14 protein-coding genes are annotated in these 14,493 nt (G+C 71.5%); 9 read left to right on the top strand and 5 right to left on the bottom strand.

The features are described 5' to 3' along the window. The first annotated feature begins 216 nt into the window (after positions 1–216). From ACFQW6_RS15055 to acs, 4 genes are all read left to right on the top strand, one after another. Positions 217–1,140 carry an MEDS domain-containing protein gene (locus ACFQW6_RS15055; RefSeq protein ID WP_378546765.1) on the top strand — a complete coding sequence of 308 codons (924 nt, stop codon included), beginning with the start codon at positions 217–219 and terminating at the stop codon, positions 1,138–1,140. Between the two features lie 166 nt (positions 1,141–1,306). Continuing rightward, complete coding sequence (locus ACFQW6_RS15050; protein ID WP_378546762.1) at positions 1,307–1,648, top strand: DUF485 domain-containing protein; 342 nt, start codon at positions 1,307–1,309, stop codon at positions 1,646–1,648. Further along, positions 1,648–3,255: a cation acetate symporter gene (locus tag ACFQW6_RS15045; RefSeq protein WP_378546759.1), complete on the top strand. Its 1,608-nt coding sequence runs from the start codon at positions 1,648–1,650 to the stop codon at positions 3,253–3,255. The genes ACFQW6_RS15050 and ACFQW6_RS15045 overlap by 1 nt, the downstream gene beginning before the upstream one ends. Positions 3,256–3,376: 121 nt before the next feature. Further along, positions 3,377–5,344, top strand: a complete 1,968-nt coding sequence (gene acs / locus ACFQW6_RS15040) for an acetate--CoA ligase (protein WP_378546756.1) — start codon at positions 3,377–3,379, stop codon at positions 5,342–5,344. Between the two features lie 138 nt (positions 5,345–5,482). Here the strand turns inward: acs and nhaA are convergent, their stop codons facing one another. Further along, on the bottom strand, positions 5,483–6,862 hold the full coding sequence (nhaA, locus tag ACFQW6_RS15035) for a Na+/H+ antiporter NhaA (protein WP_378547584.1): 1,380 nt from the start codon (positions 6,860–6,862) through the stop codon (positions 5,483–5,485). A 162-nt stretch (positions 6,863–7,024) separates the two neighbouring features. Here nhaA and ACFQW6_RS15030 point away from each other — a divergent pair, with 162 nt between their 5' ends. Next, positions 7,025–7,441 (top strand): phage holin family protein, encoded by a 417-nt coding sequence (locus ACFQW6_RS15030; protein ID WP_378546753.1) that lies wholly within the window; start codon positions 7,025–7,027, stop codon positions 7,439–7,441. A gap of 37 nt (positions 7,442–7,478) precedes the next feature. Here ACFQW6_RS15030 and ACFQW6_RS15025 read toward each other — a convergent pair whose 3' ends face one another. The 4 genes from ACFQW6_RS15025 to nth are packed head-to-tail and all read right to left on the bottom strand — an operon-like array spanning position 7,479 to position 10,707. After that, positions 7,479–8,654 (bottom strand): MarP family serine protease, encoded by a 1,176-nt coding sequence (locus ACFQW6_RS15025; protein ID WP_378546750.1) that lies wholly within the window; start codon positions 8,652–8,654, stop codon positions 7,479–7,481. Positions 8,655–8,657: 3 nt separating this feature from the next. Then, positions 8,658–9,386 (bottom strand): NUDIX hydrolase, encoded by a 729-nt coding sequence (locus ACFQW6_RS15020; protein WP_378546747.1) that lies wholly within the window; start codon positions 9,384–9,386, stop codon positions 8,658–8,660. Next, the gene (locus ACFQW6_RS15015; protein WP_378546745.1) at positions 9,383–10,009 is read right to left on the bottom strand and encodes a TlpA family protein disulfide reductase; all 627 of its coding nucleotides are present in this window, start codon (positions 10,007–10,009) and stop codon (positions 9,383–9,385) included. Before ACFQW6_RS15015 ends, ACFQW6_RS15020 begins: the two co-directional genes overlap by 4 nt. Further along, positions 10,006–10,707 (bottom strand): endonuclease III, encoded by a 702-nt coding sequence (gene nth / locus ACFQW6_RS15010; protein ID WP_378547582.1) that lies wholly within the window; start codon positions 10,705–10,707, stop codon positions 10,006–10,008. The genes ACFQW6_RS15015 and nth overlap by 4 nt, the downstream gene beginning before the upstream one ends. Positions 10,708–10,932: 225 nt before the next feature. Here nth and ACFQW6_RS15005 point away from each other — a divergent pair, with 225 nt between their 5' ends. From ACFQW6_RS15005 to ACFQW6_RS14990, 4 genes are all read left to right on the top strand, one after another. Next, entirely contained in the window at positions 10,933–11,610 is a 678-nt protein-coding gene (locus tag ACFQW6_RS15005; RefSeq protein ID WP_378546742.1) for a Crp/Fnr family transcriptional regulator, read from the top strand. Positions 11,611–11,632: 22 nt separating this feature from the next. Continuing rightward, the gene (locus ACFQW6_RS15000; protein ID WP_378546739.1) at positions 11,633–12,658 is read left to right on the top strand and encodes an aminotransferase class V-fold PLP-dependent enzyme; all 1,026 of its coding nucleotides are present in this window, start codon (positions 11,633–11,635) and stop codon (positions 12,656–12,658) included. 68 nt (positions 12,659–12,726) lie between these two features. Continuing rightward, on the top strand, positions 12,727–13,218 hold the full coding sequence (locus ACFQW6_RS14995; RefSeq protein ID WP_378546736.1) for a SigE family RNA polymerase sigma factor: 492 nt from the start codon (positions 12,727–12,729) through the stop codon (positions 13,216–13,218). Then, entirely contained in the window at positions 13,215–14,444 is a 1,230-nt protein-coding gene (locus ACFQW6_RS14990) for a hypothetical protein (protein ID WP_378546733.1), read from the top strand. The genes ACFQW6_RS14995 and ACFQW6_RS14990 overlap by 4 nt, the downstream gene beginning before the upstream one ends. Positions 14,445–14,493 lie beyond the last annotated feature (49 nt).

Raw genomic sequence — 14,493 nt, 5'->3', positions numbered from 1 at the left:
GACGAGCGTCGGCTCCCGGTGTGTCCCCCGGGCTGCCGATCCGGTGGCGGAGTCGTCAACTTCTCCTCACGACCTCACACCGCGAGGTCGACGCGCCGTGAAGACAGGACCGTTCGGCCCTTCCCGCAAGAGGTTGAAGGGTGCACAATCCGAGGGGAACAGGGACGGACGTGGGACCGAGGGCTCGGCTCGGTGTGTGGGGAGAGGTTCTGCTCGATGACCGACCGAGAGCACGAGGTCGCTGCGTACGACGAGGCGGCCTCGCTCGTCGACCGCGTCACCGACTTCGTCGCGACGTCGCTGGACGACGGCGTCCCCGTCGTCACCATCAGCCGTCCCGCGCACCGCCACGCGGTGGAAGCCCTCCTGGTCGAGCGCGCGGTCGACGTCGACCGGGCGCGCCGAGACGGCCGCCTGACCACGCTCGACGCCGACGAGGCGATGGCCCGCTTCCTGGTGGACGGGCGCCCCGACCCCGACCTCTTCGCAGCCTTCGTCGCCGCCCTGGTGCCGGCCGGCGGACGAGGGGTGAGCGCCTTCGGCGAGATGGTCGCCGTGCTGTGGGAGCGGGGCGAGGTGGCTGCTGCCCTGGAGCTGGAGTCGCTGTGGAACACCGCCCTCGCGACGCACCCCGTCCGCCTGCTCTGCGCCTACTCCGGGGACCTCCTCGCCGACGCCGACCTCGCCGACGTGGCGACGATGTGCGGTCTCCACGACCACGTCAGCCTGGCCGGGCTGCACCCCGGCTCCGGCGGGACCGGCACGGACGTCGACGTCGCCCTCTCCAGCGTGCACCTGCCTGTCCCCGCGGCGGTCCGCGCTGTTCGTGGCTTCGTGCGTGACGCGCTCGCCGGGTGGGGCCTCGACCACCTCGTCGGCGATGCCGTCCTCATCACCTCCGAGCTCGCGACGAACGCGGTGACCCACGGCGGCTCGCCGTTCCGGACCTCACTCGTGCGGGACGGCGACGTCGTACGGGTGTCGGTTGAGGACGGCTCCAGTGCCTGGCCCCGCCACCAGCGCGCGCTGCCGGACGACCAGGAGGGCCGCGGCATGGCCATCGTCGCGGTCCTGTCGCGCCGCACGGGCTGTGACCCCACGGTCGGCGGCAAGGTCGCCTGGGCCGAGCTGAGCGCCTGACCGGCCACGCGAGCTGACCGCTCGTCGTACGACACCGACCGCTGGGCGACCCACGACGCCCATCGACCGACGCGGCGAGGCCCACCCCTCCCGCGTGGTGAGCGACCGGTGTCACGGTGACGGCGGTCACACCCGGTGGCCGACCCGCGCTCGGAAGGACCGATCCGTGACAGACCAAGAGCAGGCCGCGCGCCACGACCCCATCTACGACCGGCTGCACGCGACACCCGAGTTCGCCGAGCTGCGGCGCCGCTACCGCGGCTTCGTGTTCCCGGCGACGGTCGCGTTCCTGGCCTGGTACCTGCTGTACGTCATCCTCTCCGGCTGGGCGGGCGACTTCATGTCGACCAAGGTCGTCGGGAACATCAACGTGGCCCTGATCTTCGGGCTCCTCCAGTTCCTGACGACGTTCGGACTCGCCTGGATGTACGCCCGCTTCTCCTCCGCCAAGCTCGACCCGCTGGCCCGCCAGCTCGACGACGAGTACCGCAGGGGAGGCGACGCCTGATGGACACCCAGGTCCTCACCACCGTCCTGTTCCTCGCGGTCGTCGCGCTGACGGTCGCCATCACCTTCTGGGCGAGCCGGCAGACCAAGACCGCGGCCGACTTCTACTCCGGCGGGCGGTCGTTCTCCGGCTTCCAGAACGGTCTCGCCATCGGCGGCGACTACATGTCCGCCGCGTCCTTCCTCGGCATCTCGGGAGCCATCGCGCTCTACGGCTACGACGGCTTCCTCTACTCCATCGGCTTCCTCGTCGCCTGGCTCGTCGCCCTGCTGCTCGTGGCGGAGATGCTGCGCAACGCGGGTCGCTACACGATGGCCGACCAGCTGGCGTTCCGGATGAGCCAGCGCCCGGTGCGCACCGCTGCGTCCATCTCGACGGTCGTGGTGTCGATCTTCTACCTGCTCGCCCAGATGGTCGGTGCGGGCACGCTCGTCGCGCTGCTGCTCGGCGTGGACAGCCAGGCGGTCCAGAACATCACGATCATCGGTGTCGGCGCGCTGATGATCTTCTACGTCGTGGTCGGTGGCATGAAGGGCACGACCTACGTCCAGATCGTCAAGGCCGTCATGCTCATGCTCGGCTCGGCGCTGATCGTGGTGCTGGTCCTGGTCGAGTTCAACTTCAACCTCTCCTCGCTCCTCGGCGCGGCCGCCGACAACTCCGGCAAGGGCGAGGCGTTCCTCCAACCCGGCCTGCAGTACGGCGCCAGCCTGACGTCGAAGATCGACTTCCTGTCCCTCGGCCTCGCCCTGGTGCTCGGCACCGCCGGCCTGCCGCACATCCTGATCCGCTTCTACACGGTGCCGACCGCGCGGGACGCGCGGAAGTCGGTGCTGTGGGCGATCGGCCTGATCGGCGCGTTCTACCTGATGACGCTGGTGCTCGGCTTCGGCGCCGCAGCGCTGCTGGACCGCGACCAGGTCGACCCGCTCGAGGGAGGCAACCAGAACCTCGCCTCACCACTCCTCGCCGAGGCCGTCGGTGGCGGCGAGGGCTCCACGGGCGGCGCGGTCCTGCTCGCGCTCATCTCGGCGGTGGCGTTCGCCACGATCCTCGCCGTGGTCGCCGGACTGACGCTCGCCAGCTCCTCCTCGGTGGCGCACGACCTCTACAAGGGCGTCATCAAGAAGGACCAGCCCATCACCGAGAAGGACGAGGTGCGGGTCGCCCGGATCGCGGCCTTCGTCATCGGCGCGATCGCGATCGCCCTGTCGATCCCGGCCCAGCGGCTCAACATCGCCTTCCTGGTGGCCCTCGCCTTCGCGGTCGCGGCGTCGGCCAACCTGCCGGCGATCATCTTCAACATGTTCTGGCGACGCTTCAACACCCGCGGCGCCGTCTGGAGCATCTACGGCGGACTCATCTCGGCCGTCGGGCTGGTGTTGTTCTCGCCGGTCGTCTCGGGTCTGCCGACGTCGCTGTTCCCCGACTCCGACTGGTCGTACTTCCCGCTCAACAACCCGGGCATCGTCTCGATCCCGCTGGGCTTCCTGCTCGGCTACCTCGGCACGATCTCGAAGCGTGAGCCGGCGGCCGAGGACCGCTACACCGAGCTCGAGGTCCGCGCCCTCACCGGCGCGGGCGCCGAGCAGGCCGTCCAGCACTGAGCCGGAGCAACGGGTGACCCCCTCGCCGAGCCGGAGTAGGTTCGGCGAGGGGGTCACCTCCCTCGTCTTCCGCCCCTGATCAGCACCTGACCCAGCACCTGCCCCGCCCGAGGAGAGAGCCTTGTCCGAGCAGACCCTGTCGAACCTGATGCACGAGGACCGGCGCTTCGAGCCCCCGGCCGAGCTGGCGGCGAACGCCAACGTCACGGAGGAGGCGTACGCCCGCGCCGACGCCGACCGCGAGGCGTTCTGGGCCGACGCCGCCGAACGGCTGGACTGGGGCCGGAAGTGGGACCAGGTCCTCGACTGGTCGAACCCACCGTTCGCCAAGTGGTTCGTCGGCGGCACGATCAACGCCGCCGTGAACTGCGTCGACCGCCACGTCGACGCCGGCAACGGCGACAAGGTCGCGATCCACTGGGTGGGCGAGCCCATCCACGACGGGGTGGCCGACACCCGCGACATCACCTACGCCCAGCTCAAGGACGAGGTCTCGAAGGCCGCCAACGCGCTGACCGAGCTCGGCGTGGCGAAGGGCGATCGCGTCGCGATCTACATGCCGATGATCCCCGAGGTCGTCGTCGCGATGCTCGCCTGCGCCCGCCTCGGCGCCCCGCACACCGTCGTGTTCGGCGGTTTCTCCGCCGATGCCCTCGCCTCGCGCATCACCGACTGCGACGCCCACGTCGTGATCACCTCCGACGGCGGCTACCGCCGCGGAGCCGCCAGCGCGCTCAAGCCGGCGGTCGACGAGGCCGTCGAGAAGACGGGCGACCAGGTGCGGCACGTGCTCGTCGTCCGACGTACGGGCCAGGACGTCGCGTGGGACGACGACCGCGACGTGTGGTGGCACGAGGCCGTCGACAACGCGTCGGCCGACCACGAGGCCGAGATGCACGACTCCGAGCACCCGCTGTTCGTGATGTACACCTCCGGCTCCACCGGGAAGCCCAAGGGCATCCTGCACACCACCGGCGGCTACCTCACCGGCACGTCGTTCACGCACTGGGAGGTCTTCGACCTCAAGGACGACGACGTCTACTGGTGCACCGCCGACGTCGGCTGGATCACCGGCCACTCGTACATGGTCTACGGCCCGCTCGCCAACGGCGCGACGCAGGTGATGTACGAGGGCACGCCCGAGAAGGGCCGCTGGTGGCAGATCGTGCAGGACTACAAGGTGACCATCTTCTACACCGCGCCCACCGCGATCCGGACCTTCATGAAGCAGGGCCGCGACATCCCCGACGGCTACGACATGTCGTCGCTGCGCCTGCTCGGTTCCGTCGGCGAGCCGATCAACCCGGAGGCGTACGTCTGGTACCGCGAGGTCATCGGCGGCGACCGCTGCCCCGTCGTCGACACCTGGTGGCAGACCGAGACCGGCCAGATCATGATCAGCCCGCTGCCCGGCGTCACCGCCGGAAAGCCCGGCTCGGCGATGAAGGCGCTGCCCGGCATCTCGGCCGACGTGGTCGACGACGACGCGAAGTCCGTCGGCAACGGCAACGGCGGCTACCTCGTGCTGAAGGAGCCGTGGCCCGCCATGCTCCGTACGCTCTGGGGCGACGACGAGCGGTTCAAGGAGACCTACTGGTCGCGCTGGCCGGGCCTCTACTTCGCCGGCGACGGCGCCAAGCTCGACGACGACGGCGACGTCTGGCTGCTCGGCCGGGTCGACGACGTCATGAACGTGTCGGGCCACCGCCTCTCGACGACCGAGATCGAGTCGGCCCTCGTGTCGCACCCGAAGGTCGCCGAGGCGGCGGTCGTCGGTGCGACGGACGAGACCACCGGACAGGCCGTGTGCGCCTTCGTCATCCTCCGCGACTCCGCCGGTGACGGCGGCGAGGACATCGTCGAGGAGCTGCGCAAGCACGTCGCGAAGGAGATCGGGGCGATCGCCAAGCCCCGCCAGATCATGGTCGTGCCCGAGCTGCCCAAGACCCGCTCCGGCAAGATCATGCGCCGCCTGCTCAAGGACGTCGCCGAGGACCGCGAGGTGGGTGACTTGACCACCCTCGCCGACTCGACCGTGATGGACCTGATCAAGTCGAAGGAGACCTCCGCCGCCTCGGCCGAGGACTGATCGCGCTCGTCCCTCGGCTGCCCGTGGGTATCTAGGGACGTCTCGGTAGGCGATTCGCCTTTCTGACCTACCGGAACGTCCCTAGATATTCACACGCGGCCCGGATGTCAGAGGACGTGGCGTACTGCGATCGGCTCCTCAGCCGTCCACGACGTCCTCGGATGTCGGGACCGCCGACCGGCCGCGGGTGGCGGCGAGCAGCAGCACGACTCCGACGACCGCGGCGAAGAGCGAGGCCAGCAGGATCGCGATCTTCGCCTCGTCGGTCAGCAGCTCGGCGCCCGGGAACGACAGCCCGGCGATGAAGATCGAGACGGTGAAGCCGATGCCTGCCACGGCGCCGAGCCCGACGAGCATCGACCACGAGGTGTGCTCGGGCAGCCTGCCGAGCCCGAGTCGTACGGCCAGGAACGACGCCAGGAAGATGCCGACCGGCTTGCCGAGCACGAGGCCCAGCATGATGCCGAGGCCGACCGGCTCGGTGAACACCTTCCCGATCGCCCCCAGCTCGACGCCGGCGTTGGCGAGCGCGAAGACGGGAAGCACGACGTACGCCGAGACCGGGTGCAGCGTGCTGATGAGCCGCTCCACCACCGAGACCGACTCCTTGAGCAGGAAGCGCAGCTTCGCCAGCTCGTCGGGATCCAGGCTGTTGTCCCGGAGCGCCTCACGTGCGTGCTGGCGTGCGACCTCCTCCTTGAGCAGGGGGGTCGCGGGCGCGAGGAGGCCGATCGCGACACCCGCCAGGGTCGCGTGCACGCCCGACTCGAGCAGCGCGAACCACACGCCGACGCCGAGGACCACGTAGACCACCGTCGACCAGATCCGCAGTGTCCGAGCGACCACCATCGCGGCCAGCAGGCCGACGGCGATCGCGAGCCACGTGAAGGAGAGGTCGCTCGTGTAGAACACCGCGATCACCAGGATCGCGCCGATGTCGTCGACGATCGCCAGCGTCAGCAGGAAGAGTCGTGCCGCCGAGGGGATCCGGCGTCCCAGGATGCCGAGCACGCCGACCGCGAACGCGATGTCGGTGGCCATCGGGATGCCCCAGCCGGCCGCGCCGTCACTGCCGGGCGGGTTGAGGGCGACGTAGAGGCCGGCCGGCACGGCCATCCCGCCGATCGCGGCGACGATCGGCAGGGCTGCCGTCTTGGGGTCGCGCAGGTCGCCGTTGACCAGCTCGTACTTGATCTCGAGGCCGACCACGAAGAAGAAGATCACCATCAGGGCGTCGTTGACCCAGTGCTGCAGCGACTCGTCGAGGTGCAGCGGACCGACGTCGATCGTGAGGTGGGCGTGCCACAGCGCGTCGTACGACTCCGCCCAGGGGCTGTTGGCCCAGACGAGGGCCACGGCAGCGGCCAGCAGGAGCAGCAGGGAGCCGGCCGCCTCGACCCGGAGGAACTCCCTCACCGGGCGCGCCACCAGCCGGGCCAGCGGCTTGTCGCTGGCGATGTAGACGGGCCCGCTCTCCCAGAGGTCGTCGAAGCGGGGGCGGTCGGGAGGCGTGGCCATCACGGGGGGTGGTCCTTCCGGGGGTGGTCGAAGCAGCATCACCGCGGACAGACTCGCCACGGGCCGACCAGACTTCCCGGCTCACCTGCGACCCAAGTGTAGTCAGGCCCGTTGGTAGGGTCGCACCACCCAGCCCCGGCGTACACCGAAGGACAGCTCCGCATGGCACACCAGATGTCCAACGAACCGGTCAAGGACACCGATCCGACGCTCGGCAAGCTCGTCATGGACGCTCAGCGCGACATCTCCTCGCTCGTCTCCAAGGAGATCCAGCTCGCCAAGACCGAGCTCAAGGTCAGCGTCAAGCACGGCGGCGTCGGCATCGGCCTGTTCGCCGGCGCGGCGTTCCTCGGCCTCCTCGCGATCATCATGCTGTCGGTCGCGTTCGCCTACTTCCTCAACTGGAACGGCGACGGCCTCGACCTGCACTGGGCCTTCACGGTCGTCTTCGCCGTCTACGTCCTGATCGCCGCCCTGCTGGCCTACATCGGCCTCAGGCAGGTCAAGAAGGTCAAGGCTCCCGAGCGCGCGATCGAGCAGGGCAGGCAGATCCCGCAGGCGCTCAAGGGTCGTCCCTGAGCCACGCCCGACGCACGGCCGCCGGGCGTACGAGATCTCAGCGCACGCAGGTGCCGGTGTCGACGGGGGACGTCGCGGTGACGCCCTCGGCCGCCGACCCGGCCACCTGGTCCGCGGTGAGCGCGTAGCCGGTGTCGGGGTCGCTGACGGACGCGGCGAAGACCATGCCCGCCACGTCGCCGGCCGACGTCACGATCGGTCCGCCGGAGTTGCCCGGCCGGACCAGCCCCCGCAGCGAGAAGACCTGACGGATGACGGTGCCTTCGCCGTAGATGTCGGGTGAGCGCAGCCGCTGCTCGGAGCGGACGCGGCCGGACTCGACGTCGTACGGACCGTCCTCGGGGTAGCCCAGCACGGCCACCGGGTCGCGGGGCTGCACCTCGGTGTCGAAGGCCAGCGGCAACGACCCGGTGTCGGGCAGCGAGAGCACGGCGATGTCGAGCTCCGGGTCGTAGAGCACGACCGACGCCGTGACCGACGTGCCGCCGACCTCCACCTCGGGACGGGTGACGCCCGCGACGACATGGGCGTTGGTCATCAGCCGGCCGGGCGCGTAGAAGAAGCCGGTGCCCTCGACGCCGCCGCCGCAACCGTTGGTGCCGCGGACCTTGACCACGCTGGTCTCGGCGGCGATCACGTCGGGATCGGTCAGCATGCGCGGGTCGCCGGGGCGGACCGCGACGATCCGCTCGGGCGCGAACGGCTCGAGGTAGCGCGGGAAGAACGTCGTGCCGACGACGTTGTTGAACGCCTGCAGCACCTTGTCCGAGTCGGCGGGCAGTGTGCGGTCGACCTCGGCCAGGATCGTCGAGTCGCGCACCAGCGGCGTGACCGCGCCGATCCGGGTGCCGGAGACCGCGACGCCCAGCGCCCACGCGACGAGCAGGACGGCGACCGCGCTGAGGACCGAGCCGCCGATGGCGTCGACGGCCCGGATCGGCTGCCAGGTGATGCGGTCGCGCAGCCGTGCGCCCACGTACTGGAAGAGCGCCTGCCCGAGCGAGGCCGAGATGATCACGATGAAGAGCGCACCCAGCGAGACCCACAGCGACGGGGCGGCGTCACCCAGCGCGAGGGGCGCGACCCAGATGCCGGCCAGGCCGCCGAGCAGCAGGCCGGCGGTGGCGCTGGCGCCGGTGATGAATCCCTGCCAGTAGCCCGAGAGGGCATAGATCCCCACGAGCGCCACGAGGCACCAGTCGAGGACGTTCATGCGCTACTCCTCGAGCTTGGTGTTCGGCGCCAGGTCGGTGTTGCTGGGCTCACCCTGCAGCATGTGGTCGGGCAGCTCACGCACCCGCGCCCTGTCCCAGTCCTGGGCCCACCCGAGGTAGTCGAAGAGCCGGGCGATGATGCCGGCGGTGAAGCCCCACAGGATCACGTCGCGCCGGGCGCCGATGAGGAAGCCCGGCCCGAGCCAGCCGCTCGGGTGGCGCACGGTGATGCGGTTGTCGGGGTCGAGCAGGTCGGCGATCGCGACGTGGTGGATCTCGTGGACCTCCTCGGGGCTCTCGATGCGCACCTCGCCACGGTCACGCCAGTAGCCCAGGATCGGCGTCACCGCGAAGTTGCTCGGCGGCAGCCACAGCTCGGGCAGCTCGCCGAAGACCTCGATCTCGGCCGGCACGAGCCCGATCTCCTCGTGCGCCTCGCGCAGCGCCGCCGCGACCGGGGTCTCCCCCTCGTCGAGCGAGCCGCCCGGGAACGACACCTGCCCGGGGTGGGAGCGCATGTGGTGGTTGCGCTCGGTCAGCAGCAGCTCGCCGCGGTGCGCGAGGTCGTCGGGGGCGGCCGGGTCGGCGTCGCGGTCGGCGAAGACCATCAGCACGGCGCCGCGTCGGGGATCGCTGTCCGCGGGCGGCATGAAGCGGGTCAGCTCGTGGACGGTGATGGAGGCGGCCGCCTCGACCACGGGCGTCAGCCAGCCCGGGAGCGGGGTGTTCACAGCTCGATGTCCAGGTGCTCGGCGACCAGCTCGCGGACCTCGTCGACCGACTCCACGCCGCCGGAGTCCTGGCCGACGACCTTGCCCGTCTCGTCGACGAAGACGAACGCCGGCAGCCCGCGGCGGGCGATCGCGAAGGCGTCCTCGACCATCAGCTCACCACCCGGGTCGGCGACCGAGGGGTAGGTCACCCCCGTCTCCTCGGCCAGGGCGAGCGCGCCGTCGGGGTGGACGTCGTTGAAGTCGATGCCGACGAGCCGGACCCGGTCGCCGTACTGCTGGTGGAACTCCTCCAGCGCCGGCATCTCCAACCGGCAGGGCTCGCAGCGCGCCTGCCACAGGTTGATCAGCATCGGACCGCGCAGCGACGAGAGCGCGACGTCGGGACCGCCGCCGAGGCAGGGCAGGGTCATGTCGGGCAGTCCGCCCGCGACCGGCTCACCGGTGCCCGGAGTGCAGTCCTCCATGCCGATGCGCGCCTTGGTCGCACGCAGCGCCGGGGTGTCCACCTCGACGTCGGGAGGGCGTACGGCGATGGGTCCGGCGTCGCGCATCGACGACCAGGCGAAGGCGCCCGCGGCGACGCACACGACGAGCGCCAGCGCCAGCAGGAGCTTCCTCATGCAGGTCCCTGCGTCGCGACCAGCTTCTCCGCCTCGACCGGGTCGGTCGGGCCCGCGCCGAACGACGGGCACAGCCGGGCGACCGGGCAGGCGCCGCACGCGGGCTTCTTGGCGTGGCAGCGGCGGCGGCCGTGCCAGATGAGGTGGTGCGACAGCATCGTCCAGTCGCGCTTGGGGAAGAGGGCACCGACGGCGAGCTCGACCTTGACCGGGTCGGTCTCCTCGGTCCAGCCGAAGCGCCGCGCGAGCCGCCCGAAGTGGGTGTCGACCGTGATGCCGGGCTTGCCGAAGGCGTTGCCGAGCACCACGTTGGCGGTCTTGCGGCCGACACCCGGCAGGGTGACGAGCTCCTCGAGGCGCGAGGGCACCTCGCCGCCGAAGGTGTCGACGAGTGCCTGGCTCAGCTTGAGCAGCGCGTCGGTCTTCTGGCGGAAGAAGCCCAGCGGGCCGAGGAGCTGCTCCAGGTGCTCGCGCGGGGCCGCCGCCATCGCCTCGGGCGTCGGGTAGGCAGCGAACAGCGCCGGACTGGCGGCGTTGACCCGGCGGTCGGTGGTCTGCGCGGAGATGACGGTGACGACCAGGCACTCGAACGCGTTGGTGAAGTCGAGCTCGGCGCGGGCGTCGGGATAGGTGTCCCCGAGGACGCGGTCGATCTTGCGCGCCCGGCGCACCAGCGACGTGTCGGGCTTGGGGATCACGACCGCGGCGGCCTTGGCGGGCTTGCTCGGCTTCGTGGTCACCTTGCGGGCGGGGGCGGGCACGCGCCCAGCCTACGGTTCGGCTCCGACACCGCCGAAGTCGGCGCGATCGGCGCAATCGGCGCCTCACCCGCACGGAGTGTCCGTTGTGAGCCGGACCACGGCTAGGATCGTCCCGGATCCCGAGCAGCACCGATCGGGACGCACCCCACCGGGAGGATTGACGTGGACAACGACGTGCTTCGGCAGGCACCGCTGTTCAGCTCGCTCGACGACGAGGCAGCGACTGCGCTGGGCGGTTCGATGGCCGAGACCAAGCTCCGTCGTGGCGACGTCCTCTTCCACGAGGGCGACTCGGGCGACAAGCTCTACATCGTCACCGAGGGCAAGGTGAAGCTCGGCCGGTCGTCCTCCGACGGCCGCGAGAACCTCCTCGCGATCATGGGCCCCGGCCAGATGTTCGGCGAGCTCTCGCTCTTCGACCCGGGCCCGCGCTCGGCGACGGTCACCGCCGTCACCGACGCCGCCTTCGGCTCGCTGTCCCACGACGACCTGCTCCGCTGGCTCGACGGCCGCCCGCAGGTGGCGCGCGGCCTGCTCTCCCAGCTCGCCTCACGGCTGCGCAAGTCCAACGACGTCGTCGCCGACCTCGTCTTCTCCGACGTGCCCGGCCGCGTCGCGAAGGCGCTGCTCGACCTCGCCGACCGGTTCGGCCGCACCGCCGACGACGGCGTCCACGTCCACCACGACCTCACCCAGGAGGAGCTCGCCCAGCTGGTCGGCGCCTCCCGCGAGACGGTCAACAAGGCGCTCGCCGACTTCGCCTCGCGCGGCTGGCTGCGCCTGGAGCCCCGCTCCGTCGTGATCATGGACCTCGAGCGCCTCTCCCGCCGCGCGCGCTGAGGACATCCACGGTCCCTCCACGATGAGCCTGGCACCCGAGGAGTTCGCGCCCTCGGGGGTCTACCTCGACTCCGCGACCCTCGGGCTCGCCCCGCGCCGCAGCACCGAGGCGGTGCGCGCCCACGAGGCTGCCCGCGCCGCCGGCGAGGTCGACGCCCGCGTGATCGATGCGTACGTCGAGCACGGGCGCGCGGCGTTCGCCACCCTCATCGGCCGGTCCCCCGCCGACGTGGCCACGGGCAGCCAGACCTCGCAGCTCGTCGGCCTGGTGGCAGCCTCCCTGGCCCCGGGCTCGGTCGTGCTCGCGGCGCAGGAGGACTTCACCTCGGTGCTGTTCCCCTTCCTGCAGGCGCCGGGCCTCGACGTACGCCTCGTCCCCCTGGAGCGGCTGCTCGACGCCGTCACCGACGAGGTCGACCTCGTCGCCGTGTCGGCGGTGCAGTCCGCCGACGGGAGGATGGTCGACCTGCCGGGCCTCGCCGAGGCCGCGGCGCGGCACGGGGCCCGCACCCTCGTCGACGTCACCCAGGCCGCGGGCTGGCTACCCCTCGAGGGCGTGGTCGCCGACTACGTGGTGGGCAGCGGCTACAAGTGGCTGCTCGGGCCGCGCGGCACCGCCTTCCTCGCCGTCAGCCCCGAGCTGCTCGAGGCGGTCCCGCCGCTGGCCGCCGGGTGGTACGCCGGCGTCTCGCGGTGGGACTCGGTCTACGGACCGCCGCTGCGGCTCGCCCAGGACGCGCGCCGCCTGGACGTCTCCCCCGCGTGGGGCTGCTGGGTCGGCCACGCCCCGGCCCTCGACCTGCTGCTGGAGGTCGGCGTCGACCGGATCCACCGCCACGACGTGGCGCTGGCCGACGCCTTCCGCGACGGGCTCGGCCTGCCGCCGACCGGGTCGGCGATCGTGTCGGCGCCGTGCCCGCCCGACGCCCCCGCGCGCCTGGCCGCGGCGGGCGTCCGTGCGTCGGTGCGCGCGGGCCGGCTGCGGCTGTCCTTCCACCTCTACAGCACCGAGTCGGACGTCGAGGCCGTGCTGCGGGCGCTGGCCTGAGAAATCCTCGCGGCGCTGACCCCCGTGGGGCGGGTGCTGCGCGTCGTACTGCTTGAAGGGGGTGCCAGATGACCGACCGGTCCGGGTTCGACGAGTTCGTCCACGCACGGGGGCCTGCCCTGGCGCGGACTGCGTACCTCCTCACCGGCGACCACCACCTCGCCGAGGACCTGGTGCAGGCAGCGCTCGTGCAGGCGGCCCGGCACTGGGAGCGCATCGAGACCTCGCCCGAGGCCTACGTCCGCCGCACGATGTACCACCAGAACATCTCCTGGTGGCGGCGCCGCAGGCTCGCCGAGACGCCGCTGCAGTCGTACGACGCCCCGGTGCCGGCGGCTGACCCGACCGTGCGGCTCACCCTCGAGCAGGCCTTGCGCCGGCTCACCCCGCGCCAGCGCACCGTGCTGGTGCTGCGCTACTTCGAGGACCTCACCGAGGTCCGGACGGCCGCCGAGCTGGGCATCTCCAGCGGCGCGGTCAAGTCCATGTCGCGCCAGGCCCTCCAGCGGCTGCGCGTCCTGGCCCCCGAGCTCGCCGACCTGGTGGGAGCAGACGCATGAGCACCGACCTGCGCGAGGAGCTCGACGCCCTCGCCCGCACCCAGACCTTCTCCCCCGACCCGTCCGCGTGGGACCGCGGTCGCCGTGCCCGGCGTCGTACGCGGGTCGCCGCCGGGGCGGCCGCGGTCGCCGTCGTCGCGGTCATCGCGGGTGCGGGCGCGCTCGTCATGCGTCCCTCCCCTGTCGGGCCGGCGGGCAGCACGGTGCCGGACGGCGCCATCCCTAGCCGGATCACCGAGCCTGATGGACCCGTGGTCACCGACCTCGCGGTCGGGAGCGCCTCAGTCGCCTACGTCGACGGCTTCGACTTCGGACAGCCCGTCCTGGTGAGCGCCACGACCGGCAAGGCGGTGCATGTCGAGCTTCCCGACTTCCCCGAGATCGACCGCAGGACCATGGACGAGTGGTTCCACGGGCCATGGCTGGCGTTGTCCCCAAACGGTCGATGGCTGGCCTACCCAGCCGGCACCTCGGTCGAACAGCGGGGGGACGTCAGGACCCTCTCGACGGGCTGGTACCGCGTCGTGGACCTGTCCACCGGCGAGACGAGGCTGATCGACCCGCCGCCCGGGACCGGGACGCCACGTGCGATCTCGTGGACCGCGGACGGTCACCTGTCCGTCGACCTGTTCGGCGACCCGACCAGCGCCGACGGGCCGCCACCCCTCGAGCGCTGGACCATCGACCCAGCGACAGGGGAGAGCGGCACGGCGCCCCTCACCGGCGTGCCCGCTCCCGGCATGGGCATCAGCGCGCCTTATCCGACCGACGACGCCGTCGTGCGAGCGATGCCGTTCGAGACCGCCACCGGCACCGACCCCGAGCGCAGGCTGCCGGCCGACCTCTACCCCGACGGCGCCTCGGTGTCCCCCGTCGGCTGGGCCGACGACAGCCTCCTCGTCGCCGAGGTCGACGGCCCCGCCGGGAGCTACGTCGAGGGGCCGCACCTGGTGCTGATGACGTCGCCGGACCGGCCCGAGTCCGAGTGGACCTACCGCATCCTGGTGCGCGAGGTCCCGGACGTGGCGAGCCTCAGCCTCGCCGTCGGCCTGGTCCCCGACCTCGACGGCACCTCGTCGCAGGAGCTCACCCACGACTTCGGTGACCAGACCGACTCGCCGCCGGCACCGTTCGGCATCGAGCTGTCGCTGTTCATCGGCCTCGGCGTCGCGGCAGCGATCGCCGTACTCATGGCGCTGCGGTGGCTCTGGCGCCGCCTGTCGTAGACGCGCGGACAGAAGTCCGGCAGCCGCCCGCGGGCCAGCGTGCGTCGTC

The sequence above is a fragment of the Nocardioides sp. GCM10028917 genome, from assembly GCF_042666175.1.
Taxonomy (GTDB): domain Bacteria; phylum Actinomycetota; class Actinomycetes; order Propionibacteriales; family Nocardioidaceae; genus Nocardioides.
The sequence above is the reverse complement of the archived record's forward strand: the minus strand, read 5'-3'. Positions and strand labels throughout refer to the sequence as shown.